The organism is Pseudomonas acericola (SeqCode) (assembly GCF_053456465.1).
Genome location: NZ_JBRFJB010000003.1, coordinates 751,311 through 777,383, shown reverse-complemented (window position 1 = coordinate 777,383; position 26,073 = coordinate 751,311). Strand labels below are relative to the sequence as shown.

At 62.3% G+C, this 26,073-nt stretch carries 21 protein-coding genes; 8 read left to right on the top strand and 13 right to left on the bottom strand.

The window, feature by feature from the left end:
* Positions 1 to 37: 37 nt before the first annotated feature.
* Positions 38 to 943 carry a sugar kinase gene (locus ACU688_RS15560; RefSeq protein WP_448185466.1) on the top strand — a complete coding sequence of 302 codons (906 nt, stop codon included), beginning with the start codon at positions 38 to 40 and terminating at the stop codon, positions 941 to 943.
* A 111-nt stretch (positions 944 to 1,054) separates the two neighbouring features.
* On the opposite strand, the gene ACU688_RS15555 is transcribed toward ACU688_RS15560, so the two are convergent.
* The 12 genes from ACU688_RS15555 to ACU688_RS15500 all read right to left on the bottom strand — a co-directional run bounded on the left by ACU688_RS15555 (position 1,055) and on the right by ACU688_RS15500 (position 17,429).
* Positions 1,055 to 1,330 carry a peptidylprolyl isomerase gene (locus tag ACU688_RS15555; RefSeq protein WP_017737235.1) on the bottom strand — a complete coding sequence of 92 codons (276 nt, stop codon included), beginning with the start codon at positions 1,328 to 1,330 and terminating at the stop codon, positions 1,055 to 1,057.
* A 45-nt stretch (positions 1,331 to 1,375) separates the two neighbouring features.
* On the bottom strand, positions 1,376 to 3,871 hold the full coding sequence (locus tag ACU688_RS15550) for a PAS domain-containing protein (RefSeq protein WP_448185465.1): 2,496 nt from the start codon (positions 3,869 to 3,871) through the stop codon (positions 1,376 to 1,378).
* 143 nt (positions 3,872 to 4,014) lie between these two features.
* A complete protein-coding gene (locus tag ACU688_RS15545) occupies positions 4,015 to 5,967 on the bottom strand; it encodes an acetoacetate--CoA ligase (RefSeq protein ID WP_448185464.1) in 1,953 nt (650 codons plus the stop codon).
* Positions 5,968 to 6,115: 148 nt separating this feature from the next.
* The gene (locus ACU688_RS15540) at positions 6,116 to 6,889 is read right to left on the bottom strand and encodes a 3-hydroxybutyrate dehydrogenase (protein ID WP_448185463.1); all 774 of its coding nucleotides are present in this window, start codon (positions 6,887 to 6,889) and stop codon (positions 6,116 to 6,118) included.
* Between the two features lie 7 nt (positions 6,890 to 6,896).
* Positions 6,897 to 8,288, bottom strand: coding sequence for a GntP family permease (locus ACU688_RS15535; protein WP_017737231.1), 1,392 nt, complete (start codon positions 8,286 to 8,288; stop codon positions 6,897 to 6,899).
* Between the two features lie 297 nt (positions 8,289 to 8,585).
* Positions 8,586 to 9,983, bottom strand: a complete 1,398-nt coding sequence (locus ACU688_RS15530; protein WP_448185462.1) for a sigma-54 interaction domain-containing protein — start codon at positions 9,981 to 9,983, stop codon at positions 8,586 to 8,588.
* 141 nt (positions 9,984 to 10,124) lie between these two features.
* The gene (locus ACU688_RS15525; RefSeq protein ID WP_448185461.1) at positions 10,125 to 11,696 is read right to left on the bottom strand and encodes an ABC transporter ATP-binding protein; all 1,572 of its coding nucleotides are present in this window, start codon (positions 11,694 to 11,696) and stop codon (positions 10,125 to 10,127) included.
* 10 nt (positions 11,697 to 11,706) lie between these two features.
* A complete protein-coding gene (locus ACU688_RS15520; protein ID WP_448185460.1) occupies positions 11,707 to 12,729 on the bottom strand; it encodes an ABC transporter permease in 1,023 nt (340 codons plus the stop codon).
* Positions 12,729 to 13,790 (bottom strand): microcin C ABC transporter permease YejB, encoded by a 1,062-nt coding sequence (locus ACU688_RS15515; protein WP_017737227.1) that lies wholly within the window; start codon positions 13,788 to 13,790, stop codon positions 12,729 to 12,731. Before ACU688_RS15515 ends, ACU688_RS15520 begins: the two co-directional genes overlap by 1 nt.
* Positions 13,790 to 15,631, bottom strand: a complete 1,842-nt coding sequence (locus tag ACU688_RS15510) for an extracellular solute-binding protein (RefSeq protein WP_448185459.1) — start codon at positions 15,629 to 15,631, stop codon at positions 13,790 to 13,792. Before ACU688_RS15510 ends, ACU688_RS15515 begins: the two co-directional genes overlap by 1 nt.
* 130 nt (positions 15,632 to 15,761) lie before the next feature.
* Positions 15,762 to 16,043: a peptidylprolyl isomerase gene (locus ACU688_RS15505; RefSeq protein WP_010210937.1), complete on the bottom strand. Its 282-nt coding sequence runs from the start codon at positions 16,041 to 16,043 to the stop codon at positions 15,762 to 15,764.
* 891 nt (positions 16,044 to 16,934) lie between these two features.
* On the bottom strand, positions 16,935 to 17,429 hold the full coding sequence (locus ACU688_RS15500; RefSeq protein ID WP_448185458.1) for a DUF1543 domain-containing protein: 495 nt from the start codon (positions 17,427 to 17,429) through the stop codon (positions 16,935 to 16,937).
* A 106-nt stretch (positions 17,430 to 17,535) separates the two neighbouring features.
* On the opposite strand from ACU688_RS15500, the gene ACU688_RS15495 reads away from it, so the two are divergent.
* Entirely contained in the window at positions 17,536 to 18,357 is an 822-nt protein-coding gene (locus tag ACU688_RS15495; RefSeq protein WP_448185457.1) for an aldo/keto reductase, read from the top strand.
* Here the strand turns inward: ACU688_RS15495 and ACU688_RS15490 are convergent.
* A complete protein-coding gene (locus ACU688_RS15490) occupies positions 18,354 to 18,869 on the bottom strand; it encodes an Hcp family type VI secretion system effector (protein ID WP_017737018.1) in 516 nt (171 codons plus the stop codon). The two genes, ACU688_RS15495 and ACU688_RS15490, sit on opposite strands and share 4 nt — an antisense overlap.
* Before the next feature lie 480 nt (positions 18,870 to 19,349).
* Between ACU688_RS15490 and tssA the strand changes: the two genes are divergently transcribed.
* The 6 genes from tssA to tssG are packed head-to-tail and all read left to right on the top strand — an operon-like array spanning position 19,350 to position 26,066.
* Positions 19,350 to 20,903 carry a type VI secretion system protein TssA gene (gene tssA / locus ACU688_RS15485; RefSeq protein ID WP_448185456.1) on the top strand — a complete coding sequence of 518 codons (1,554 nt, stop codon included), beginning with the start codon at positions 19,350 to 19,352 and terminating at the stop codon, positions 20,901 to 20,903.
* A gap of 32 nt (positions 20,904 to 20,935) precedes the next feature.
* On the top strand, positions 20,936 to 21,433 hold the full coding sequence (tssB, locus tag ACU688_RS15480) for a type VI secretion system contractile sheath small subunit (RefSeq protein WP_448185455.1): 498 nt from the start codon (positions 20,936 to 20,938) through the stop codon (positions 21,431 to 21,433).
* 26 nt (positions 21,434 to 21,459) lie between these two features.
* Complete coding sequence (tssC, locus tag ACU688_RS15475) at positions 21,460 to 22,935, top strand: type VI secretion system contractile sheath large subunit (RefSeq protein ID WP_448185454.1); 1,476 nt, start codon at positions 21,460 to 21,462, stop codon at positions 22,933 to 22,935.
* A complete protein-coding gene (tssE, locus tag ACU688_RS15470; protein ID WP_448185453.1) occupies positions 22,932 to 23,336 on the top strand; it encodes a type VI secretion system baseplate subunit TssE in 405 nt (134 codons plus the stop codon). Before tssC ends, tssE begins: the two co-directional genes overlap by 4 nt.
* The gene (gene tssF / locus ACU688_RS15465; RefSeq protein WP_448185452.1) at positions 23,326 to 25,095 is read left to right on the top strand and encodes a type VI secretion system baseplate subunit TssF; all 1,770 of its coding nucleotides are present in this window, start codon (positions 23,326 to 23,328) and stop codon (positions 25,093 to 25,095) included. The genes tssE and tssF overlap by 11 nt, the downstream gene beginning before the upstream one ends.
* The gene (gene tssG, locus ACU688_RS15460) at positions 25,059 to 26,066 is read left to right on the top strand and encodes a type VI secretion system baseplate subunit TssG (RefSeq protein ID WP_448185451.1); all 1,008 of its coding nucleotides are present in this window, start codon (positions 25,059 to 25,061) and stop codon (positions 26,064 to 26,066) included. Before tssF ends, tssG begins: the two co-directional genes overlap by 37 nt.
* Positions 26,067 to 26,073 lie beyond the last annotated feature (7 nt).

Here is a 26,073-nt window from a genome sequence, read left to right as displayed (position 1 = left end):
TGCGATGGGGCCCTAAAAAACACCCGAGAAAACCGCCATGCCCACCCACCCCCACATCGCCCTCATCGGCGAATGCATGATCGAACTGCAACACCGCGCCGACGGCAGCCTGCACCAAAGCTTCGGCGGCGACACCCTGAACACGGCGGTCTACCTGCGCCGCGAGCTGGGCGATAGCGGCCATGTCGACTATGTGACGGCGCTAGGCGATGACAGCTTCAGCGACGCCATGTGCCAGCAATGGGCCGACGAGGGCCTTGGGCTTGCCATGGTCCAGCGCCTGCCCGGGCGCTTGCCGGGTTTGTATTGCATCCAGACCGACGCCCAGGGCGAACGCAAATTCCTCTACTGGCGCAACGAAGCCGCCGTGCGCGACTGCTTCACCACACCCGCCGCCGAACCGATCCTGGCCGCATTGCCGGCTTACGACGTGGTGTATTTCAGCGGTATCACCCTGGCAGTGCTGGGTGAAGTCGGCCGCGAGCGCTTGCTGCACACCTTGGTCGAAACCCGCCGGCGCGGTGGCAAGGTGGTGTTCGACAACAACTACCGCCCGCGTTTGTGGGCCAGTGTCGAGGCGGCACGTGTGGCATATCGCAAGGTCCTGGCCGAGGTGGACATGGCCTTGCTGACCGAGGATGACGAGCGTGGGTTGTTTGGGTATGCCAGCAGTGAGCAGGTGTTTGCGGCGTATCCGGGGATTGCCGAGGTGGTGCTCAAGCGTGGCGCAGATGAATGCCTGATCCGGTTTAATGGCGAGCACTTTGCCGTGCCGGCGATCAAGGTCGAGAAGGTGGTGGATACGACGGCGGCGGGGGATTCGTTTAGTGCGGCGTATTTGGCCAGCCGTTTGAAGGGCGGCTCGCCGCAAGAGGCGGCGGTGGCGGGGCATCGGTTGGCGAGTCGGGTGATTCAGTTGCCGGGGGCGTTGATCCCTCGGTGAATGGCCGCCTGCGGCGGATCGCGGGCAAGCCCGGCTCCCACAGTTGAACAGTGTTCACAAATCAAAATGTGGGAGCTGGCTTGCCTGCGATAGCGGCCTCAAGCCAACCCCTCAATCGCGGTAAAACACCTGCACCAGGTGATAGCCAAACTTGCTCTTGATCGGCCCATGCACCACCCGCAGCGGCTTCTTGAAGATCACCGCATCAATCACCCCCACCATCTGCCCCGGCCGAATCTCCCCCAGATCACCGCCGCGCTTGCCCGACGGGCAGGTGGAGTACTTCTTGGCCAGCACGTCAAAGGCTTCGCCCTTGGCAATGCGCTGCTTGAGTTGTTCGGCTTCTTCGCTGGTTTTCACCAGGATATGACGGGCTTGGGCTTTCATTGATCTCTACCAGGTACCTGCAACGGCGGGCGATTATGCCTGAACTCATTCGACGACGCTGATCATGCTGCGGATTTTCGTGGCCAGCAGGTCGATGGAAAACGGCTTGGCCACCATGTCCATGCCGTCCTCCAGGAAACCTTGGCGCTCGGCGGCTTTTTCCGCGTAACCGGTCATGAACAACACGCGCAGGCCCGGCCGATGCTGGCGGGCGATCTCCGCCAGTTGCCGGCCGTTCATGCCCGGCAGGCCGACGTCGGTGACCAGCAGGTCCACGCGCAAATCCGATTCCAACAGCGGCAGCGCGGTGCGGGCATCCGCCGCCTGGTGCGCGGTGTAGCCCAACTCGTCGAGCACGTTGACCACCAGCATGCGCACCGCCGGATCGTCTTCGACCACCACCACGGCTTCACCGGCCAGGGCCACTGGCGCTTCACCGAGGCTGGCCGGCAGGCTGCTTTGCAGCGCAGTGCCATGCAGGCGCGGCAGATACAGGCGCACGCAGGTGCCTTGGCCCGGTTCGCTGTGAATGGTCACATGCCCGCCGGACTGCTGGGCAAAGCCGTAGATCATCGACAAACCCAGGCCGGTGCCTTGGCCGATGGGTTTGGTGGTAAAGAACGGGTCGAACGCCTTGGCGAGGATCTTCGGCGCCATGCCCGCGCCGTTGTCGCACACGCCGAGCATCACGTAGTCGCCGGCTTTTACCGGTTCCAGGGTGGTGATGTCGGTGCCGTCCAAGTAGCTGTTGGCGGTTTCGATCAACAGTTCGCCGCCGTCGGGCATGGCGTCGCGGGCGTTGATCACCAGGTTGAGCAGGGCGTTTTCCAGTTGGCTGGCGTCGGTGTTCACCGGCCAGATGTCGTGGCCCAGTTGCACCTTGAGTGCGATATGCGCGCCCTTGGTGCGGCGGAACAACTCTTCCAGGGACGCCACCAACTGGTTCGGGTCCAGCGGGCGGCGGTCCAGGGACTGGCGCCGCGAAAACGCCAGCAGGCGATGGGTAAGGGCGGCGGCACGGTGGGCAGAGGACACGGCGGCGTCGGTAAAACGGCCGATTTCGTCGCTGCGCCCGGCGGCGATGTAGCGTTGCATCAGGTCCAGGCTGCCGATGATCCCGGTGAGCATGTTGTTGAAGTCGTGGGCGATGCCGCCGGTGAGCTGACCCACGGCTTCCATCTTCTGCGCATGGCGCAGCGCGTCTTCGGCGCGTTCGCGTTCAAACATCTCGTTTTGCAGGCGCTGGTTGGCTTCGGCCAGCGCCTGGGTGCGCTGGGCCACGCGTTCTTCGAGGTTCTCGTTGAGGTTGCGCAGGGCTTCTTCGGTGAGTTTGCGTTCGGTTTCGTCGATCACAAAGATGTAGAAACCATTCACCGAACCGTCATTGCTGAAGCGCGGCAGGTACTTCATCAGCGCATGGCGCGGGCGCCCGTCGCGGTGCGGGGTGATGGTCTGGAAGCTGCACGCCTTGCCCTTGAGCGCCGCGTTGATCTGGTCCTCACGGCCGGCATACACCTCGTCGCCGAGCACTTCGCGGATGGTTTTGCCGTACAGCTCCTGGGGCGTCATGCCGTACCACTCCAGGTACGCGCTGTTGTTCAGGCGAAAGCGTTGCTCGTGATCGACATAACCGATCAGCACCGGCATGGCGTTGATGATCAACTGCAACTCAGTCTGGCTTTGGCGCAGGGCTTGCTCAGTGTGCTTGCGCTCGGTGAGGTCCAGCGCCGCGCCGAGAAAACGCGCCGGACGGCCCTGGTGGTCCTTGTAGCAACGCCCCCGGGCAAACACCCAGCGCACCTGGCCGTCGGCTTGCAGCAGGCGGTATTCCTCGGCGTATTCGGTGCCAAAGGTGATGCAATGCTTGATGCTGCGCGCCACCATGCCGCGGTCTTCGGGGTGCACGCCTTGCAGGTACGCGCTGATGGGCAGCAGGTTGGCATGGTCGGGCGCCACGCCGTGCAGGTAGGCGAAGTGGGCGTCGGCGATAAAGCGGTCTTCGCCGATATCCCAATCCCAGGTGCCCACCGCATCGGTGGCGGCCAGCGCCAGTTGCAGGCGTTGCTCGGTGTTGTGCTGGGCCTTGCGGCGTTCGTTGGTTTCGATGGCGGTGACGAGTATTCCGGCGACGCTGCCGCTTTCATCGCGCACCGGGCTGTAGGTCAGGTCCAGCCAAATCTCGGTGTCGCGGTGATTGCGCTGCAGGATAAAGCGCTGCTCGGTGAAGGTGCGCACCTGGCCTTCGAGCACGGCGTTGTAGATCGGCGTGGTGAAGCTTTGCAGCTCCGGCCAGGCCTCGTGCGCTGGCTGGCCGAGGGCGTCGGGGTGTTTGTTGCCGGCCAGCAGGGCGAAGCCGTCGTTGTAGAGCTGGGTCAGTTGGCTGCCCCACAGCAGGAGCATCGGCATCGGCGAGTGGACGACGATATCCACGGCGGTGCGCAGGCTTTGCGGCCAGTCGTTGATCTCACCGAGAGGGCTTTGCGCCCAGTCCAGCCGCGCAATCAATGCAGCGGCTGCGCTGACGGTGGGTGTTCCATTCATGAAAAAGCCCTGAGCGTAACGCTTTGAAATATGACAAACACCGATTATCCCGTGAGTCGGGAACGGCTGACTACCCCTCGAAAAATAGCATGCATTGGGGGTTTGTCTTCAAATGAGTGCATCAGGGCTGGAACCTTTCATCTTTACGCCAGCTCGGGGCGGTTGCGAAACTCCTCCAGGGCCTGCGGGTTGGCGAGGGCGTCGGTGTTTTTCACCGGTTCGCCATGCACCACGTTGCGCACCGCCAATTCGACGATCTTGCCGCTGATGGTGCGGGGGATATCCGTGACAGCGAGGATCTTTGCCGGCACATGGCGCGGCGTGGTGTTGGCGCGGATCACCTGGCGGATCTGCTGTTCCAAGGCCTCATCCAGCACGACACCGTCGTTGAGGCGCACAAACAGCACCACCCGCACGTCATCCTGCCAGCGCTGACCAATGGCCAGGCTTTCCACCACTTGCGGGACTTTTTCAACCTGGCGATAAATCTCCGCCGTGCCGATGCGCACGCCGCCGGGGTTGAGCACCGCGTCGGAGCGCCCGTGAATCAACAGGCTGCCGTTGGGCCGTTGCTCGGCGTAGTCGCCCTGGGCCCACACGCCGGGGAACTGGCTGAAGTAGGAGGCGCGCAGCTTCTTTTGTTCGGGATCGTTCCACAAACCGATGGGCATGGCCGGAAAGTGGCGGGTGCAGACCAACTCGCCTTTTTCGCCAATCAGCGCGCGGCCCTGGTCATCCCAGACCTCAATCGCCATCGCCAGGCTCTTGCACTGCATCTCGCCACGGCGTACCGGTAGCACCGGGTTGCCGATCACAAAGCACGACACGATATCGGTGCCGCCGGACATCGACGACAGGCACAGCTCAGCCTTGATCTCGCGGTACACGTAGTCGTAGCTCTGGGGCGACAGCGGCGAGCCGGTGGAGATCAAGCCTTTGAGGCTGCTTAGATCGTGGCTCAGGCGCGGTTGCAGGCCGGCCTTTTCCAGGGTGGCGAGGAACTTGGGGCTGGTGCCGAAGACGCTGATCTGTTCGGCATCGATCAAGTCAATCAAACGCTCTGGCCCCGGATGAAACGGCGAGCCGTCATACAGCACCGCCGTGGCGCCGATGGCCAGCACCGAGACCAGCCAGTTCCACATCATCCAGCCGCAGGTGGTGTAGTAGAACAGGCAGTCCTCGCGGGACACATCGGCATGCAGGCCGTGTTCCTTCAGGTGCGTGAGCAGCACGCCGCCGGTGCCGTGGATGATGCACTTGGGCACGCCGGTGGTGCCGCTGGAATACAGGATGTACAGCGGGTGATCGAAGGGCACGGCGACGAACTCAGGCTCGCCGCCGGGTTGGTAGAAGTCGCCCCACAGGCTGACGCTGGCCGCTGTTTGATAGTCCGAGACCTGCGCCTGGGGCCGTGCGTACGGCACGATGATCAGTTGTTCCAGGGACGGCAGCCGTTCGAGGATTTCATTGAGCTTGGCGCTCTGGTCGATGGCTTTACCGGCGTAGCGATAACCGGCGCAGGTAATCAGCACCTTGGGTTCGATCTGGCCGAAACGGTCGATCACGCCCTGGGTGCCGAAGTCGGGCGAGGAGCACGACCAGATCGCCCCCAGGCTGGTGGTGGCAAGCATGCCCACCAGGGTTTGCCAGGTGTTGGGCATGCAGGCGGCCACGCGGTCGCCCTGGGTCACGCCGGCAGCGCGCAGGCTGTGTTGCAGGCCGGCGACGTGGGCCGCCAGTTCGGCGTAGGTCAGTTGTTCGCGCTGGCCGTCTTCGCTGATGGCGACTACGGCGGGGTGGTCGTCACGGCGGCGCAGCAGGTGTTCGGCAAAGTTCAGGGTCGCGCCGGGGAACCACTGGGCGCTGGGCATTTCGCGGTCTTCGATCAGCACGGCGCTGGGCGGGCTGCGAAATTGCACGTCGAAGAACGCGACGATGGCCTGCCAGAAATCGGGGCGCTGGTCGATGCTCCACTGGTGCAGGGCGGGGTAGTCGGCGAGTTGCAGGGTGTAGCGGTGGTTGATGTAGCGGCGGAACTGGTCCATGCGCGTGGCGGCGATGCGTTCCGGGGAGGGTTGCCAGAGGATGTCGGACATAAAGCTGCCTCTTATTCTTGAACAAACACAGATTAAAACTGTGGGAGCTGGCTTGCCTGCGATGGCGGTGTGTCGGTCACTGATGTGTTAACTGGCCTACAGCTATCGCAGGCAAGCCAGCTCCCACATTTGACTCGCTGTGTTTGAGCTACTGGGCCAGCCAGCCACCGTCGATGTTCCACGCGGCGCCACGCACCTGGCTGCCGGCTTCGCTGCACAGGAACAGTACCAGCTCGCCGAGTTGCGGCGGTGTGACAAACTCCAGCGACGGCTGCTTCTCTGCCAGCAGGTCATGCTGCGCCTGCTGCGGGTCCACGCCGGTGGCGATGCGATCATCAATCTGCTTCTGCACCAGCGGCGTCAGCACCCAGCCCGGGCAGATGGCGTTGCACGTGACGTTGCTGGTGGCCGTCTCCAGGCCCACCACCTTGGTCAAGCCGATCACCCCGTGCTTGGCCGCCACATACGCCGCCTTGCCCACCGAACCGACCTGACCGTGCACCGAGGCGATGTTGACGATGCGCCCCCAACCCTTGGCCTTCATCCCCGGCAAGCTCAAGCGCGTGCTGTGGAACACCGACGACAGGTTGATGGCGATGATCGAATCCCAGCGCTCGGCGGGGAAGTCTTCCACCGCCGCCACGTGCTGGATGCCGGCGTTGTTCACTAGGATGTCGACGCCGCCGAATTCACGCTCGGCGTAGGCGAACATGTCGGCGATCTGCGCCGGGTCGCTGACGTCGGCCGGGTGATGGCCGACCTTGCCGCCAAACGCCTGCACCTGGGCGATCACCGCGCTGGCGTCGCCGAAGCCGTTGAGGATCAGGTTGGCGCCGGCCTTGGCCAGGCTCAGCGCAATTCCTAAGCCGATGCCGCTGGTAGAGCCGGTAACCAGGGCGGTCTTGCCGTTTAAAGTCGTCATGAAAACCTCACACAATGCCGGTGGCGTAGAAAGTCCCGATCACCACGAACACCGCAAGGGTCTTGATGATGGTGATGCCGAAAATGTCCTTGTAGGCTTCGCGGTGGGTCAGCCCGGTCACCGCCAGCAGCGTGATCACCGCGCCGTTGTGGGGCAGGGTGTCCATGCCGCCGCTGGCCATGGCGGCGACGCGGTGCAGCACTTCAAGGGGGATATTGGCCGCATGGGCCGCCGAAATAAAGCTCTCGGACATGGCTGCCAGCGCAATGCTCATGCCGCCCGAGGCGGAACCGGTGATACCGGCCAGCAAGGTCACGGTAATCGCTTCGTTGACCAGCGGGTTGGGAATGCCCTTGAGCCAGTCCGCCAGCACCAAAAAGCCCGGCAGCGAGGCGATCACCGCGCCAAAGCCGTATTCCGACGCGGTGTTCATCGCCGCCAGCAACGCGCCGCTGACCGCACTTTTGCTGCCTTCGGCGAGCTTGCTTTTGATCGCCGACCAGCCGAACACCAGCACCATCAAGATGCCCACCAGCAGCGCCGCCTGCACCGCCCAGATCGCGGTGAGCTTGGCGATTTCGGTGGTCACTGGCGCGCTCATGCCCGGCAGGGCGAGGCTGTGGGTCTTGCCGTACCACTGCGGGATCCAGTGGGTGAACAGCAGGTTCATCACACCCACCAAGATCAGCGGCGACAGCGCGATCCAGGGGTTGGGCAAGCTGAGGTTTTCGGCGGTTTCCGGCTCGTTACGCAGCTCGGTGCCATAGCCTTCGCCGGCACGCTGGGCCTTGTTGCGCTGACGCGCCAGGTAGAGCATGCCGGCGCAGAACACGAAAATTGTGCCGATCACGCCCAGCCACGGCGCGGCCCAGGCGGTGGTGTTGAAAAACGTGCTGGGGATGATGTTCTGGATCTGCGGCGTACCGGGCAGCGCGTCCATGGTGAACGAAAACGCACCGAGGGCGATGGTCGCCGGGATCAGGCGCTTGGGGATATTGCTCTGGCGAAACATCTCCGCCGCAAACGGGTACACCGCAAACACCACCACAAACAGCGACACGCCGCCGTAGGTGAGCAGGGCGCAGACCAGCACGATCACCAGCATCGCCTGGCGCGTGCCGAGCAAGCGGATCGCTGCGGCCACAATCGAACGGGAAAAGCCCGACAGCTCGATCAGCTTGCCGAACACCGCGCCGAGCAGGAACACCGGGAAATACAGTTTGATAAAACCGACCATCTTCTCCATGAACACCCCGGTAAAGGCAGGCGCAACGGCGGACGGATCAGTGAGCAGGACAGCGCCGAGGGCGGCGATGGGGGCAAACAGGATAACGCTATAGCCACGGTAGGCAGCCAGCATCAGCAGCGCGAGGGCTGCCAGGGCGATGATTACACTCATGGAGTGTCTCCAGATTGAATTGTTATTTTTGTGGGGTGTTGCGGTGGGGAGAGGCTATAGCGAGATGCGTGCCAACAAGATAACTAGTTGAAATATAACGATAAAATACTTGTTTAAGCTGACTGCTTTGAATTATGTCTCAAATTAGAGACAAATGAAGATCCCCTGTGGGAGCTGGCTTGCCTGCGATAGCGGTCTTTCAGCTTGCTTATTTGCCAATGATGTACCGCTATCGCAGGCAAGCCAGCTCCCACAGTTGATTGTCTTTGATTTGAGATGTGTGTCTCTTTTTGGAGATTAGGCGATGCCCAAGGCCACCATTTTCTTGTACAACGTCGACCGCCCCAGCCCCAACCGCTTGGCCGCTTCCACCACATTCCCCCCGCAGGCCTCCAGCGCCGCCGTAATGATCTGCCGATCAAACCGCTCCCGCGCCGCGCTGAAGCTCTCTCCCTCTACCGCCGCCACCGCATTGCGCGCGACCGGGGTAAAGGTGCCGATGGCCGCACGAATCTCCCCGGCATTCAACACCAGGTCATCGCTCAACAACGCCGCCCGCTCCAGCACATTGCGTAGCTCGCGGATATTCCCCGGCCACGCGTGTTGCGCCAGCAGCGCCAGGGCCTCGCGGTCGAGTTCGTGCTGGCTGCGCAGTTCCTCAAGGATCGCCTCGCTCAGCGCCGGGATGTCCTCCAGGCGTTCGCGCAACGGCGGCACCTGGATCGGCAGCACGTTGAGGCGGTAATACAAGTCCGCACGGAATTCACCACGCTTGATCGCCGCTTCCAGGTCCATGGACGTCGCCGCGATCACCCGCACATCGCTGTGCAGCATCTCGTTGGAACCGACCGGTTCGAATTCCTTTTCCTGCAATACGCGCAGCAGTTTGCTTTGCAACGGCAGGGGCATATCGCCGATTTCATCAAGGAACAGCGTACCGCCCTGGGCGATCTGGAACTTGCCGGGACGGCCCTTGCGGTCGGCGCCGGTAAACGCGCCCGGCGCGGTGCCGAAGAATTCGGCTTCCAGCAGGTCGGCGGGAATCGCTGCGCTATTGACGCTGACAAACGCCTTGTGTGCACGGGGTGATGCGCCGTGGATCGCCTGGGCCAGCAATTCCTTGCCGGTGCCGGTTTCCCCCAGCAACAGCACCGGCGACTCGGCGCTGGCACTGCGCCGTGCGCGGCGTTTGACTTCGAGGCTCGCGGCGCTGGTGCCGATGAAATGCGCAAAGTTGTATTTGCTCTGCCGCGAACGCAGCAATGAGCGGGTCGAGGCCAATTCCTGCTGCATGCTCAGGTAGCGTTCGATCAGCGGCGACAGGTTGCGCAGCTCATCGAACAGCGCAAACCCAATCGCGCCGATCACCGCGCCGGCGTCGTTGTGAATCGGCAGGCGCATCACCACCAACGGGCCTTTGGGCGTGTCCTGGATATCCAGCAGGATCGGCAGGTCGGTGCGCACCACCTGGCGCAACAGGCTGTTGGAAATCACCTTTTCGCACGGCTGGCCGATGGCCTCGTCGGCGCTTTTCAGGCCGAAGCGCTTGGCGTAGCGCTCGTTCATCCAGACGATATTGGCGTCGCGATCGACAATCACCGTGCCTTCGCTGGACTGCTCGATGATCTCGAACAGCGACTGGATGGCCAGGCCGCGCACCTGTTGGTAGTCCTTGAGGCTTTCGCTGGTGTTCATGCTTATGCCGCCAACACAAAATAGGAGTGGGAGTGCGGTCCTGTGGGAGCTGGCTTGCCTGCGATGGCGGTGTGTCAGTCAGTATATTGGGTACTGATGTACCGCTATCGCAGGCAAGCCAGCTCCCACAGGGGTATGCGTTTACAGGGGGATGTTGGCGGCGGCTAGTAGCTCTTGGGTGTAGGCGTGCTGCGGCGCCTCAAACACCTGATGACTCGCCCCGGCTTCCACCACCTTGCCATCCTTGATCACGATCATGTCATGGGCCATGGCCCGCACTACCGCCAGGTCATGGCTGATAAACAGGTAGGTCAGGCCATATTTCTCCTGCAACTCACGCAACAGCGCCACCACCTGCTTCTGCACCGTACGGTCAAGGGCCGAGGTGGGTTCGTCGAGCAGCATCAGCGCCGGCTTGAGCACCAGGGCGCGGGCGATGGCAATGCGTTGGCGCTGGCCGCCGGAGAATTCGTGGGGGTAGCGGTGGCGGCTGGCGGGGTCGAGGCCGACGTCCTTGAGCACCTGGATCACTTGCGCATCACGGTCCTCCAGGCTGCACGGCGCGTGCACTTCCAGGCCTTCGCTGATGATCTGCTGCACCGACATGCGCGGGCTGAGGCTGCCGTAAGGGTCCTGGAACACCACCTGCATCTGTTTGCGCCACGGGCGCATCTGCTGATGGTTCAGCGGGTCGAGGGCGGTGCCCTGGAAGCGGATGCTGCCGGTGGAGTCCAGTAGGCGCAGGATCGCCTGGCCCAGGGTGGACTTGCCCGAGCCGGACTCGCCGACAATCCCCAGCGTCTTGCCGCGTTGCACGCTGAGGCTGATGCCGTCCACCGCGCGCAGATAGGTCTTGCGCCGGAACAAGCCGCCGCCGAGGGGGAACCGCACGCTCAAATCGTTAACCTGCAACACCGTTTCACGCGGGTCGCTGCACAGCACGTCACCCGAGGGCTCGGCGTCCAGCAGCAGGCGGCTGTAAGGGTGCTGCGGCGCCGTGAACAAGGTCTCGCAGTCGGCCTGTTCGACGATCTCGCCGGCGTGCATCACACAGACGCGCTGGGCAATGCTGCGCACCAGGTTGAGGTCGTGGCTGATCAGCAGCAGCGACATGCCCAGGCGCTGTTGCAGGGACTTGAGCAGCAGCAGGATCTTGCGTTGCACCGTCACGTCCAGCGCGGTGGTGGGTTCGTCGGCGATCAGCAGCTCGGGCTCGCAGGCCAGGGCCATGGCGATCATCACCCGTTGGCGCTGGCCACCGGAGAGTTGGTGCGGGTAAGCCTTGAGGCGTTCCTGGGGTTTCTGGATGCCCACCAGGTCGAGCAGTTCAAGGATGCGCGCCTGCGCCGCCTTGCCGCCCAAGCCCTTGTGCAGCAGCAGGGTTTCGCCGATCTGCTTTTCGATGCTGTGCAGCGGGTTGAGGGAGGTCATCGGCTCCTGGAAGATCATCGCGATGCGGTTGCCGCGCAGTTTCTGCAAGGTGCCGGCCGAGGCGCCCACCAGTTCCTCGCCGCGATAGCGGATGGAGCCGCTGGTCAACGTGCCGGCCTCGGGCAGCAATTGCAGGATCGAATGGGCCGTCACCGACTTGCCCGAACCCGACTCGCCCACCAGCGCCAGGCACTCGCCGGGGCGTACGTCCAGGCTCAGCTTGTTCACCACGGTCTGGCCGTTGAAGGCGACGCTGAGGTCGCGGATCTCGATCAGATTCATATGCAATCACTCATGAGCGGGGGTCGAAGGCGTCACGCAACGCCTCGCCAATAAAGACCAGCAGCGACAGGATCAGCGCCAGGGTGAAAAACGCCGTCAGGCCCAGCCACGGCGCTTGCAGGTTCTGCTTGCCCTGGGCGATCAACTCGCCCAGGGACGCGCTGCCGGCGGGCATGCCAAAGCCGAGGAAATCCAGGGCGCTCAGGGTGGAAATCGCCCCGGTCAAGATGAACGGCAGGTAGCTCAAGGTGGCGGTCATCGCGTTCGGCAGGATATGCCGACGGATGATCTTCGCATCGCCCAAGCCCAAGGCCCGGGCGGCCTTGACGTATTCCAGGTTGCGCCCACGCAGGAACTCGGCGCGCACCACGTCCACCAGGGCCAGCCAGGAAAACAGCGCCATGATCCCCAGCAGCCACCAGAAATTCGGCTCGACAAAGCCCGAGAGAATGATCAGCAGGTACAGCACCGGCAACCCGGACCACACTTCCAGCACGCGCTGGCCAATCAAATCCACCCAGCCGCCGTAGTAGCCCTGCAACGCACCGGCGGCGATACCGATGGCCGCGCTGATCGCGGTGAGCGCCAGGGCAAACAGGATCGACACCCGTGCGCCAAAGATCACCCGCGCCAACACGTCCCGCGACTGATCATCGGTGCCCAGCCAGTTCACCGCCGAGGGCGGGCTGGGGGCAGGGCGGGTCAATTCGTAGTTGGGCGTGTCGTCGCTGAATGGGATCGGCGGGAACAGCATCCAGCCGCCGTCCTGCTTGATCAGCTTTTGCACGTAGTCACTGCGGTAGTCAGCCTGGAACGGCAACTGGCCGCCGAACTGCTGCTCGGTGTAGCGCTTGAACACCGGGAAATACAGTTCGTTCTTGAAGCTCAGCACCAGCGGCTTGTCATTGGCGATCAGCTCGCCGCCGAGGGTGAGGATAAACAGGCCGATAAACAGCCACAACGACCACCAGCCGCGACGGTTCTTCTTGAACCGGTCGAAACGCCGACGGGCCACGGGAGACAGGTTAAGCATCAGGCGTTCCTCGCTGCGAAGTCGATACGCGGGTCCACCAGGGTGTAGCAGAGGTCACCGATGAGTTTTATCAAGAGGCCGAACAGGGTGAAGATAAACAGCGAACCGAACACCACCGGATAGTCCCGCGAGACGGCTGCCTCGTAGCTCATGCGGCCCAGGCCATCGAGGGAAAAAATCACCTCGATCAGCAGGGAACCGGCAAAGAACACGCTGATAAACGCCTGGGGAATGCCCGAGATGACCAGAAGCATGGCGTTGCGGAACACATGGCCGTACAGCACGCGCCGTTCGCTGAGGCCTTTGGCGCGGGCAGTCACCACGTACTGACGGGTGATTTCATTGAGGAACGAGTTTTTCGTGAGGATGGTCAGGGTGGCGAAACCGCCGATCACCAGCGAGGTCACCGGCAGCACCAGGTGCCAGAAGTAGTCGGCGATCTTGCCCACGGTGCTCAGTTCTTCGAAGTTCTCCGAGACCAGCCCGCGCACCGGGAACCAGTTCAGCGAGGTGCCGCCAGCGAACACCACGATCAGGAACATCGCAAACAGGAACGCCGGCATCGCGTAACCGATAACGATCGCGGTGCTGCTCCACACGTCAAAGCTGCTGCCGTGGCGCACCGCCTTGCGAATCCCCAGGGGGATCGACACCAGGTAGGTGATCAGCGTGGCCCACAGGCCGAGGGAGATGGTGACGGGCATCTTTTCCAGGATCAGGTCGATCACTGTCTTGCCGCGAAAGAAGCTGTTGCCGAAATCCAATTGGGCGTAGCTGGTGAGCATCAGCCACAGGCGTTCCGGTGCGGGCTTGTCGAAGCCGTATTGTTTTTCGATGTCCTTGATCAGCTTCGGGTCCAGGCCACGGCTGGCGCGGGAGCCGCCGCTGATGCCGTCACCGCCTGAGCCACCCACTGCGCCGCCGCCGATGCCTTGCAAGTGGGCGATGGCTTGTTCCACCGGCCCGCCGGGCGCGGCTTGGACGATGACGAAGTTGACCAGCAGGATAATCACCAGCGTGGGGATGATCAGCAGCAGGCGCCGCACGATATAGGCAAACATCAGTGGCCGCCTCCGCGTTGTTTCATCTGTTCGTTGGTCAGCGGCGTGGGGCTGATTTCCCACCAGCTTTCCAGGGCTTCATCGTTTTTTGCCTCGACGGCCGGGCGGCCGAAGCGGTTCCACCACGCGGCGGACGTGCCGGGCGGGTAGTAGTTGGGAATCCACAGGTAGTTCCATTGCAGCACTCGGTCGAGGGCGTGGGCGTAGGTGAGCATCTGCGCCTGGGTGTTGGCCTTGACCAGGCCTTTGATCAAGGTGTCGACGGCCGGGTCCTTGAGCACCATGTAGTTGTTGGCGCCCGGATCGAATGCGGCGTCCGAGCCGAAGTAGTTGTACAACTCCATCCCCGGCGAGGTGGTGACCGGGAAGCCGACCACGATCATGTCGTAATCGCGCGCCATCATGCGGTTCACGTATTGCGAGGAGTCGATGCGGCGGATGTTCAAGGTGATGCCGATCTGCGCGAGGTTGCGTTTGTACGGCAGCAACAGGCGCTCCAGGCCGTTCTGGGTATTGAGGAAGGTGAACTCCAGCGGCTCGCCCTCGGCGTTGACCAGCCTGTCGCCGTCCGGTTTCCAGCCGGCCTCTTCCAGCAGGGCCAGGGCTTGCAGTTGTTTGTCGCGGATCATGCCGCTGCCGTCGGTGACCGGGGCCTTGAACACTTGGCTGAAGACCTCGTCGGGAACCTGCCCGCGCAAGGGTTCGAGGATCGCCAGTTCCTCCGGGGTGGGCGGTTGGCTGGCGGCCAGCGGGCTGTTGGAGAAGAAGCTCTGCTGGCGGATGTACATAGTGCGCATCATCTGCCGGTTGGCCCATTCGAAGTCCCACAGCATCGCCAGGGCCTGGCGCACGCGGCGGTCCTTGAACATCGGTTTTTGCACGTTGAACACGTAGCCCTGGGCCGGTTGCGGCATCTCTTTGGCCAGGTGCGCACGTTGCAGGCGGCCATCGTCGAGGGCCGGGCCGTTGTAGCCGATGGAATAGCCAGTGGCGGAAAACTCGCGGTTGAAATCATAGGCGCCGCCGCGCAGGACCTGGCGCGCCACTTCGGTGTCGCCGAAGTACTCCAGGCTCAGGTGATCGAAGTTGTATAGGCCACGGCTGACGGGCAGGTCCTTGCCCCACCAGTTCGGGTCGCGGGTAAAGGTGATGGTGCTGCCCGAGTCGATCTTGCTGATCTTGTACGGGCCGCTGCCCAGTGGTATCTCGTAGCCGCCGCCGTTGGCGAAGTCGCGGGTTTTCCACCAGTGCTCGGGGAGCACCGGCAGGGTCGCGAGGTCGAGGGGCAGGGTGCGGTTTTCATTGCTGGAGAAATCGAAGCGCACTTGGCGCTCGCCTTCGACTTCGACGTGCTTGACGTCGGCGAACAGCGTGCGAAAGCCCAGGCGGCCTTGGGTCATCAGCAGGTTGTAGCTGTAGCGTACGTCTTCGGCGGTGATCGGCGTGCCGTCGGCGAAACGCGCCTTGGGGTTGAGGAAGAAGCGCAGCGACAGGCCATCCTCGGCACGTTCCATCTTCTCGGCGACCAGGCCATAGACGGTGTACGGCTCATCCAGGGAGCGCTGGGCCAGGGGCGAATACAGCCAGCCGTCGACCTGGGACACGCCGATGCCTTTGTCGATATACGGCAGCACATGGTCAAAACGCCCGATCTCGATGGCTGAGCGCTTCAGGCTGCCGCCCTTGGGGGCGTTGGGGTTGACGTAGTCGAAGTGGTGGAAGCCGGCGGGGTACTTGGCCGGTTCGCCGTACACGGTGAGGTACGGTTGCGGCGCCGCGAGCACGGCGGTGCTGGTCAATAGCAGGGAAGCAGTAAGCAGTCTTAGAAAAGCCAATCGCATTATCAGCCTTGAGCGCCGGGTGAACAGGAATAGGGATTTGTACGCTAACGGCATCCGTGTCGCCAGTTGTCACATGCACAACGGCCCACCAAAAGGCGGGCCGTTGTGTAGGGCATCAGCGCAGACTGGATCAGTCCTGGCGGCTGGTGACTTCCAGCAGGTGGTAGCCGAACTGGGTTTTTACCGGGCCTTGCACGGTGTTGACCGGGGCGCTGAAGACGACGGTGTCGAATTCCTTGACCATCTGGCCTGGGCCGAACGAGCCCAGGTTGCCGCCGTCGCGGCTGGATGGGCAGCTGGAATTGGCTTTGGCGATTTCTGCGAAATCAGCGCCGCCTTCGATTTGGGCTTTGAGTTCGTTGCACTTGTCTTCAGTGGAAACGAGGATGTGACGGGCGGTGGCTTTGGCCATGGGGAGGATCTCCTTTGGGTAAAAAGGGGGAGCGTACCGGATTCAGGCGGTTATTTGTTGGCAAAGTTCCGCGGGGGGATGGAGTACATATCCATTTCTTCGGTAACGGCGGCTATTGGTTCCGCCCTTACGGCGGCTCACTTTTGAAGAGCGCAAAAGTAAGCAAAACGCTCTTGCCCCAACACTCGGCACCTCGCCTAGGCTCGGCATGCCCGTAATCCGACATGGATTTGGGGGGCCGCCGCCACGCGCCATCCATGGCGCGGGGCGGCTAAACCGGCATCCCTGCCGGTTTACCCCCCAAATCCATGTCGAATTCCGGCCAGCGTGTTTAACGGGGCGCCTAAGATCAAAATCAAAAACAAAGCGAGGCGGCCTGACAGCCGACCTGATCGAGGAAGCGTGCGCGTTCTCCTGTGGGAGCTGGCTTGCCTGCGATGGCATCAACTGGGTGTGCCTGATGTACCGAGTTGCCTGCATCGCAGGCAAGCCAGCTCCCACATTTTCAACCGAGATCGACAGGACAAATACCGGTCGGCTACTAGGCCGCCGCGCTCTGGCTTTTGATCTTACTTGCCCCGTCAAACACGCTGGCCGAACGCAGGCTTGAATCCGTGGGTAACCCGGCAGGACGCCGGGTTAGCCGCCCCGCGCCATGGATGGCGCGTGGCGGCGGCCCACGGATTCAAGCCTTCGTTCGGGCATGCCGAGCCTAGGCGAGGCACCGAGTGTTGGGGCAAGAGCGCTTTGGTTACTTTGCCGCTTTTGCAAAGTGACCCGCTGTAAGAGCGGAACCCTAAGTCGCCGTTACCTAAATAATGGATATGTACACAGACGGACCGCTATCGCAGGCAAGCCAGCTCCCACACAAGCCAGCTCCCACAGTTGCCATCAGGGCAGCACGATATAGTCGTTGTGCTGCACGATGGGCCGATGTGGGCCTTGCTCCAGGTGAATGTAGCGCCCATCCACCAGGTCAATCGGCAGGCAGTCATCAATATCCATCACGGCATCGGTATGGGCCTGGGCCCAGTGCCGCAGCATCTGCTGCTTGCCCAGGGCTTTCGCTTCCCGCGTATTGCACGCCACCACCAGCAGGTAGTGATGGGCTTCACCAAACGAGTTGGCTTCATAACCGCCCAGGTTGATGAAAAACAGGCGCTCGGCGCCGGCAGCGGGGGCAAGGTGGCTGAGCTGGATCTTCCAGCCGTCCACGCCGTCCACCGCCATCCATGAATCAATGTGGACACCTTTGGCGCTGCCAAACCACGCATCGCGTAATTGCGGGTAGGTGGCTTGCAGCGTATCCGCCACGGCGAATACCACATCGTGCACTTCGATCCTGGCTCGCGGGTGCTTGCCCCCGAGCATGACGACAAACAGCATTGCAGGTTCTTCCTGGCGACTTGGCAGGCGCCAACCATACTGCGATTGAACCCTTTTGTCCGGCGAATGCCACACTGTTTATCCGCGAACTCATCAGGAGGTTGTCATGCGTACCATTGATCTGGCCGGTGTACCCGTGCCTGTTGTCGGCCAGGGCACCTGGCGAATGGGCGAGGACCCGAGTCAGCGCCGTGCCGAAGTCGCGGCGTTGCAATTGGGGATCGACGAGGGCATGAGCCTGATCGATACCGCCGAAATGTACGGTGAAGGCGGCGCCGAGGAGGTGGTCGGCGAAGCCATTCGCGGCAGGCGCGATCAGGTGTTCCTGGTGAGCAAGGTGTATCCGCACAATGCCAGCCGCAAGGGCGTGCCACGTGCCTGCGATGCCAGCCTGCAACGCCTGGGCACGGGCTATATCGATCTGTACCTGCTGCACTGGCGTGGCCAGTATCCCTTGGAAGAAACCGTCGAAGCCTTCGAGTGTTTGCGTGAAGCCGGCAAGATCGGCCGCTGGGGTGTGTCCAACTTTGATGTGGCAGACCTCCAGGAGCTCGCCGCTCCGGCGTGCGCCACCAACCAGGTGCTCTACAACATTGAAGAACGCGGCATCGAGTTCGACTTGCTGCCCTGGTGGCAGCAGCACCATCTACCGCTGATGGCGTACTGCCCGATTGCCCAGGGCGGTGCGCTGCTCGCCAGCCCCACCCTAAAGCAGATCGCCCGCCGTCATGACGTCACCCCGGCGCAGGTGTCCCTGGCCTGGGTGTTGCGCCAGGACGGTGTGATCGCCATCCCCAAGGCCGTGACCCCCGAGCATGTGCGGCTTAACGCCCGGGCCGCACAGCTGGTGTTGGATGAACACGACCTGGAGGCCATCGACCGGGTGTTTGGTGCGCCGAAGCGCAAGCACCCGTTGGCGATGGTCTAGCCGGCTACGGGCGTGCGCCAGTCGTCCGAGCCGGACGTGCCGGCCACTTCGTGGGTCCAGACGATCTTGCGATAGGTGAAGTGCACGTCCTCCAGATGGGTGAAGTGTGCATTCGCCGGGTCCTGGCAGTTGGGCATACGTGACTGGATATCGACGATGGTCGCGCCCTCCAACTCGATGGTGAAGTAATGCTCCTGGGTCCCGGCCGAGGAGGTACGGAACCACTCCAGGCGGCACTTGACCTCTTCGCCCGCCGTGAGCGCGCTGAAGAGCAGGGGCGAGGACTTGTCGAAGATCTTGCTGATCATCAGCGGCTTGTGCACACGCTGCCCGGTGGGTTGGCCGGATTGCGGGTCACGGGGAATGATCACTTGATGGCTGAACGCCTGCACCAAGATCTGATCTTCGTGGCCTTCCTGGTAGATGTTGCCGACCGAGTCCTGGGTAAAGGTGCCTGCGGTAATCAAACCTTGTTTGACGCCGGTGATGGAGAGATACGCGGGTGTTGGCATGTCGCTTTCCTTGCCTGGTTATTTGAACGGTTCCACGCGGCAGAGGGTGCCGGGTGGGCAAGGCTCTATAACAAGAAGCGTGCCTGAAAGTGCAGGGGCCAATGAAATAAGGGTGGGCGGTTAGTTAGTTGTAAGTTGATGAGTGATTTGGTGAGATTTTGGAGTTATTTGCTCGCGTTAATTGCGCGGTAGTGCGCAGTTAATTGCTCATCTTGGTGTGCTTCGCATTTAAATGGCTTGCGTGCTTCCTGACGGATTTCGAGCCGATCAAGCTGCGCAAATATTTGCGCATCGCCTTGTTTTGTAAGGGTTGTAGGATATTCCTTAACCCCTGTTTCGTTACTTGCCCAATGCTGTTGGCGTGGCTAAGGTTTGCGAACTTCGCGGCGATTCTGCGAAGTTGATGTGGCACGCTGATCTCGCGTTTGAATCGATGATTAGTTTGCCCGCCCTGCCTTTAATTGTCGTCTATGGCTGCGCATGATCTACTCCGATAAATTGCTGGATTATTACCTTGAACTGGCGCGCTGGCCTTGCTCGGCGGCGAGTTTTGCCGGCAGTGACATGCGCTTTTCAGGTGAATACGAAGCGCTGGAGTTCGAGCTGGCCAAGGTGCAATCGATACATGGCAGCGGCCAGCCGGATTGGCAGAAAGTCAGGGACGTCGCTGAGTGTCTGTTGCGCCATCATTCAAAGGATCTGCGCGTTGCAGTGTGGTTGACCTGGGCGCTGCATCAGTGCGAATCCTTCCCCGGGTTGCTCGCTGGCCTGGGGTTGCTGCGTTATCTCTGCGAGCGGCATTGGGACGAGGTTTACCCCGCCAAGCCACGTACCCGCGCGGCTGCTTTTGGCTGGCTGGTGCTGCGCCTTGAGCCGCTGAGCCTGCAAAACCTGGCGCTGCACCCGCAACGCCCATTATTCCAAGCCATCCTCGAACACCTCACGCTGCTCGACGAACACTGGTCCGGGCAGTTGAGGGATGACGCACCGTTGTTGCTGCCGGTTCGCCGGCAACTGGCGGAACATCTCGAGCGCACGGAACAAACGGCGCCAGAGCCCGGGGCAGTGGGCGCGGTGATTGCCCAGCTCAAGCACGCCACCACCCAATTGCTTGCGCCGGAGCCCGCAATCGACAGCGAAAAAGCTGCGCACAAACGGCTGCGTATCTTGCAGGATCACGCCCGGCCGCTTTGCGCCTGGTGGTTGCGTCAGGATGCCACCGACTTGCGCGCCCTGCGCCTGAGTCGCGCCATGGCCTGGCTGACGCTGGTGGGCTACCCGGATGCCGACGGCGAGCGCATCACCACCCTGCGTGGCCCCACGGCAGACAAACGCCAGCGCTACCAGGAGCGCTTCGACCAAGGCCATTACGCCGACTTGTTGCTTGAGCTTGAAGCCAGCCTCGCGACGGCGATGTTCTGGTTCGATGGCCTGCGCCGGGTCTGGGAATGCCTGGCCGCGTTGCAGGCCGAAGCGGCGATGGCTGAACTTGAGGCCGACTTCGCCCTGTTGCTCAAGCGCCTGCCAAACCTCCCCGAGCTGCGTTTTCACGACGGCATGCCCTTTGCCGACGCCGCCACCCGTGACTGGATCACGCTCCACGTCGAACGCCATCTGCGCAAGCCCGAGCCACCCAAGGTGGCCGTCGATGCGGCAGCGCAGCCGTGGGAGACCGCCTTGCAGCAGGTCATGCCCGTGCTGCGCAAGGACGGGCTCAAGGCCGCCGTCAACCCACTCAGCCAGGGCGTGCGTGCCGCCGGCAGTGAGCGTGAACGTTTCCAGTGGCGCCTGGCCGTAGCGCGGCTGTGTGTGCTGGCAGGCAAACACGAGTTGGCGAAGGTACAGCTCGAACAGCTCGATCAAGAACTGCAACACGCCGGGCTGGAGCGTTGGGAGCCGGCGCTGGCCTTGCAGGTCGCGCAATTGCTGTACCGCTGTTGCGACCTCTTGCCGCAAAGCCAGGCCGTGCGCGAGCGCAAGGAAGACACCCACCGCAGGTTGTGCCGTTTCGATCTGGAAGCGGTACTTGAATAGGCTTTCGAGCCACAGGGAAAAGGAGAAACACCATGGCCAAAGAAGGGTCGATCGCGCCTAAAGAGCGCATCAATATTACGTTCAAGCCCGCGCTTGGCGGCGCTCAGGAAGAGGTCGAACTGCCGTTGAAACTGCTGGTGCTGGGGGATTTCACCGGGCGCGAGGACTTGCGCAAGCTGGAGGATCGAAAACCCATCGGTATCGACAAGAACACCCTGGACGAGGTGCTTGCCAAACAGGCATTGAAACTCACCCTCAACGTGCCCAATCGCCTGCAGGACGAGGCCGACACGCAAGAGCTGGCCGTTGCGGTACGCATCAACTCAATCAAGGACTTCAACCCCGCAAGCTTGGTGGAGCAGGTCCCGGAGCTGCAAAAACTGATGGCCCTGCGTGAAGCGTTGATGGCGCTCAAGGGCCCGCTGGGCAACACACCGAGTTTTCGCAAGGCCATTGAGCAGGTGTTGGCCGATGACGATTCCCGCGCACGGGTCTTGGCCGAGCTGGGCCTGAGCAGCCCTGACGCATGATTTTTTCAGTAAAAGGACACTGATGCATGAGCACTCAAACACAGCCACAGCCCCTGCAACACACCGGCGAATGCAGCATCCTCGACGGCATCATCGCCCAGACCCTGTTGAGCGCCGATGATGAGGCCTATGGCATTGCCAAGCGCGGTGTCGCCGCGTTTATCGAAGAGTTGGTCAAGCCACATAACAGCGGTGAACCGGTGAAGAAACGCCTGGTGGACCGGATGATCAACGAAATCGACACCAAGCTCAGCCGGCAAATGGATGAAATTCTCCACCACCCTGAGTTCCAGGCACTGGAGGCGGCGTGGAAAGGCTTGCAGCTGCTGGTCGAGCGCACCGACTTCCGTGAAAACATCAAGATTGAGCTGTTGAACGTCGCCCGCCAGGACTTACTCGACGACTTCGAAGACTCGGCAGAGATCACCCAGTCCGGGCTGTACAAACACGTCTACAGCGCCGAATACGGCCAGTTTGGCGGCCAGCCCGTGGGCGCGATCATTGCCAACTACTACCTGTCGCCCAGTGCCCCTGACGTCAAGCTGATGCAGTACGCGTCCAGCGTTGCCTGCATGGCCCACGCGCCGTTTATCGCGTCTGCGGGGCCGGGCTTCTTTGGCCTCGAAAGCTTCACCGGGTTGCCGGACCTCAAGGACCTCAAGGACCATTTCGAAGGCCCGCAGTTTGCCAAATGGCAGGGCTTTCGCCAGAGCGAGGATGCGCGCTATATCGGTTTGACCGTGCCGCGCTTCTTGTTGCGTACGCCCTACGACCCACTTGAATGCCCGGTGAAGACCTTTGTCTATCAGGAGAACGTGGTCCACAGCCACGAACACTATCTGTGGGGCAATACCGCCTATGCCTTCGCCACGCGCCTGACCGACAGTTTTGCGCGGTTTCGTTGGTGCCCGAACATCATCGGCCCGCAAAGCGGCGGTGCGGTGGAGGACTTGCCGCTGCACCATTTCCACAGCATGGGCGAAATCGAAACCAAGATCCCTACCGAAGTGCTGGTCTCCGACCGCCGAGAATATGAGTTGGCCCAGGAAGGCTTCATCGCCCTGACCATGCGCAAGGGCAGTGACAACGCCGCATTCTTTTCCGCCAGTTCGGTGCAGAAGCCCAAGCATTTCGGGATCAGCGCCGAAGGCAAGGACGCAGAGTTGAACTACCGCCTGGGCACGCAATTGCCCTACATGATGGTGGTCAACCGGCTGGCGCATTACCTCAAGGTCTTGCAGCGCGAACAACTGGGCTCGTGGAAGGAGCGGACCGACCTGGAGTTGGAGCTCAACAAGTGGATCCGCCAGTACGTCGCCGACCAGGAAAACCCCAGCGCCGAAGTGCGTGGGCGGCGCCCGTTGCGCGCGGCGCGGATTGTCGTCAGTGACGTGGAAGGCGAACCCGGCTGGTATCGCGTGAACCTGAGCGTGCGGCCGCACTTCAAGTACATGGGGGCGGATTTCACCCTGTCCCTGGTCGGCAAGCTCGACAAAGCATGAGTGTCGATCACCGCAGCCTGTTCGAACGCCTCGAACGGGCGCAGCCCACTCATGCGTCCCAAGTGGCCTGCATCGCCATGCACCTGGGGAAAATGCTCGGCACCCGCGCAGGCAGCGTGCAGACACGGCCGGACTATGGGTTACCCGATTTCAACGACATGCGGTGCAGCCTGCATGAGTCGTTGAGCCAGTCACGGCGGCAGATCGAAGGTTTTATCCAGGCCTGTGAACCACGGCTGGCAAATGTCGAGGTCCGGTTGCTGCCCCGTGATCGTGACCCCTTGGTCCTGGCATTTGTGATTGACGCGCTGTTGACCGTCAACGGCCTCACCCAGTCCGTCGCTTTCCGCGCACAACTGGGTGAGGCCGGGCGGGTCGAGGTGTTGCCCGATGGCCTTTAACCGCTATTACCAAAGTGAACTCAGCGCCCTGCGTCAGCTTGGGCGGCGTTTCTCTGAGCGCAACCCGGCCCTGGCGCCATTCCTCGCCGACGCCGGGCAAGACCCGGATGTGGAACGGTTGCTGGAGGGCTTTGCGTTTCTCACCGGTCGCTTGCGCCAGAAACTGGACGATGAGTTGCCCGAGCTGAGCCACTCGCTGATGCAATTGTTGTGGCCCAACTACATGCGGCCGGTGCCGGCCTTCAGCATCTTGCAGTTCGACCCGCTCAAGCACGCCGGGCCGGGCGTCGAGGTGGCGCGGGATACTGCCGTGGAGAGCGTGGTGCTGAATGGCACACGCTGCCGTTTCCGCACCTGCTACACCACCCGGGTCATGCCGCGGCAGATCGGCGCGCTGGATTATGCAGCCCAAGGCGAGCGCGGGTTGTTGAGCCTGCGCCTGGACATGAGCGCCGAGGGCGATTTCAGCATGTTGGCCGTCGATGCCCTGCGCCTGCATCTGGCCGGCGACCGCTATATCAGCCAAGGGTTGTACCTCAGCCTGTTGCGGCACCTGGAACATATCGAACTGCTGCCGTTGGACGCGGACGGGGTGCCGTTCAACGGCGGCGACGGGCAGGCGACTGTGTTGCGCCTGTGCCCGCAGCAGGTGCAAGCCGTCGGGTTTGCCGAAGATCAGGCGTTGATCCCTTATCCGCAAAACACCTTTCGCGGTTATCGCCATTTGCAGGAGTACTTCGTCTTTCCCGAGAAGTATCTGTTTGTCGATATTGCCGGGCTCGAAGTCGTCCACACGTTGCCTGCGCACGTGCTGAAAGCCACGCGCAGCCTGGTGCTGCGCTTTGCCCTGGACATTCGCGGGCACGCGCCGCAGCCGCCGACCCTGGACAATGTGAAGCTGTATTGCACGCCCATCGTCAACCTGTTCCAGCACGACGCGGTGCCGGTGCGGTTGGACGCCAGGCAGGACGAGTACCTGCTGCTGCCGGGGGAATATGCCCCCGGCCATGCCAGTGTGTTTTCCGTCGACACGGTGACCGGCTGGCGGCCGGGGGGCTTGGGCTACCAGGCTTACGTGCCGTTCGAATCCTTTGAACATGATGGCGATGCTGCGAGCTACACCGTTCGCCAGCGCGCTTCAGCGCAGCATGCCGGGCTGGATACCTGGCTGGCGGTCGGTCATGGGCACCGCCATGAGCAGGAAACACTGTCGGTCGAGCTGACGTGCACCAACCACAACCTGCCACGGCAATTGCAGGTGGGTGATATCCGCCAGGCCTGCGAACAGACGCCGGAGTTTGTCACGTTTCGCAATATCAGCGTGCCGACCCCCAGTTTTGCGCCGCCCCTGGACCAGGATTTCCTGTGGAAACTGATCAGCCACATGTCGCTCAACTACCTGTCGCTGACCGATATCAACCCGCTCAAAGTGATCCTCGAAACCTACGACCTGCCGCGTTATCACGACCGCCAGGCGCAGAAAGTCAGCCGGCGGCGCCTGGACGCATTGCGTTCGATCCGCCACGAAGCGGTCGATCGCTTGCATCACGGCCTGCCATTGCGCGGGTTACGCGTCGACTTGTGCATCGAGCCCCAGGGCTTTCTCGGCCAAGGTGAAGTGTTTGTGTTCGCCTCGGTCCTCAATGAGTTTTTCGCGCTGTACGCCAGCCTCAACTCGTACCACGAACTGCGCGTGATCAGCACACAAGGAGATGTGTACCTATGGCCACCCCGGATGGGCCAACAACCCCTGCTCTAAGCACGCTGACCCGCACCATTCGCGAGTACTCGCTGTACCAGGCGGTGCTGCAAGTGGTCGCTCACTTGCGCGTCGCCCATCCCTTGTTGGAGGAGGACGCGCTGTACGACCAACTGGAGTTTGTCGCCAATCCAGGCCTCGGGTTTCCCGGGCAGGACATCGACCGCGTGGAGTTTTTCAGTGAACACGGGCAACTGCGTGCGCGCCTGCGCCTGAATGTCCTCGGGCTGTTTGGCGCAGGCTCGCCGCTACCGGCGTTTTACGGTGAACAGGCCTGCGCCGAGCAGGCCGGTGGCAACGCGACGCGGGATTTTCTCAACCTGTTTCAACACCGGCTGCAACGGCTGCTGCTGCCGATCTGGCGCAAATACCGCTACCACGCGCGGTTTCGCCGCGGCGCCGGCGATGTGTTTTCCGAGCAGATGTTTGCGTTGGTGGGCCTGGGCGGGCAGGCGATACGCGAGGTGACGCAACTCGATTGCCAGCGCTTGCTGCCGTACCTCGGGCTGTTGAGTTTGCGCGCGCATTCGGCGGCCTTGGTCGAGACGGTGCTGCGTTACTACTTCAAGCACGACCGATTGTTTATCGAACAGTGGGTGGCGCGCAGCGTGTCGATTGTGCCAGCGCAGCGCAATCGCTTGGGCCTGGCCAACCATGGGCTGGGCCTGGACCTGGTGTTGGGCGAACACGTTGCCGACCGTGGCGGCAAATTCCGGGTGCATATCGTCGGGCTCGATTGGCAGCGCTTTCACGCGTTCCTGCCGTTCGGCACAGGTTATCCGGCGTTGTGCGCCCTGGTGCGGCTAACCGTGCGCGATCCGCTGGCCTATGACCTGCGCCTGGTGTTGGCCGCAGGCGAGATCCGCGCGTTGCATATCGGTGAACGCAATGTGTGTCGCCTGGGCTGGACCACGTGGCTGGCGCACGAGCGCGCCGACGGCATGGTCACCCTGGCCGGCAATGTTCAATAGGGATCAA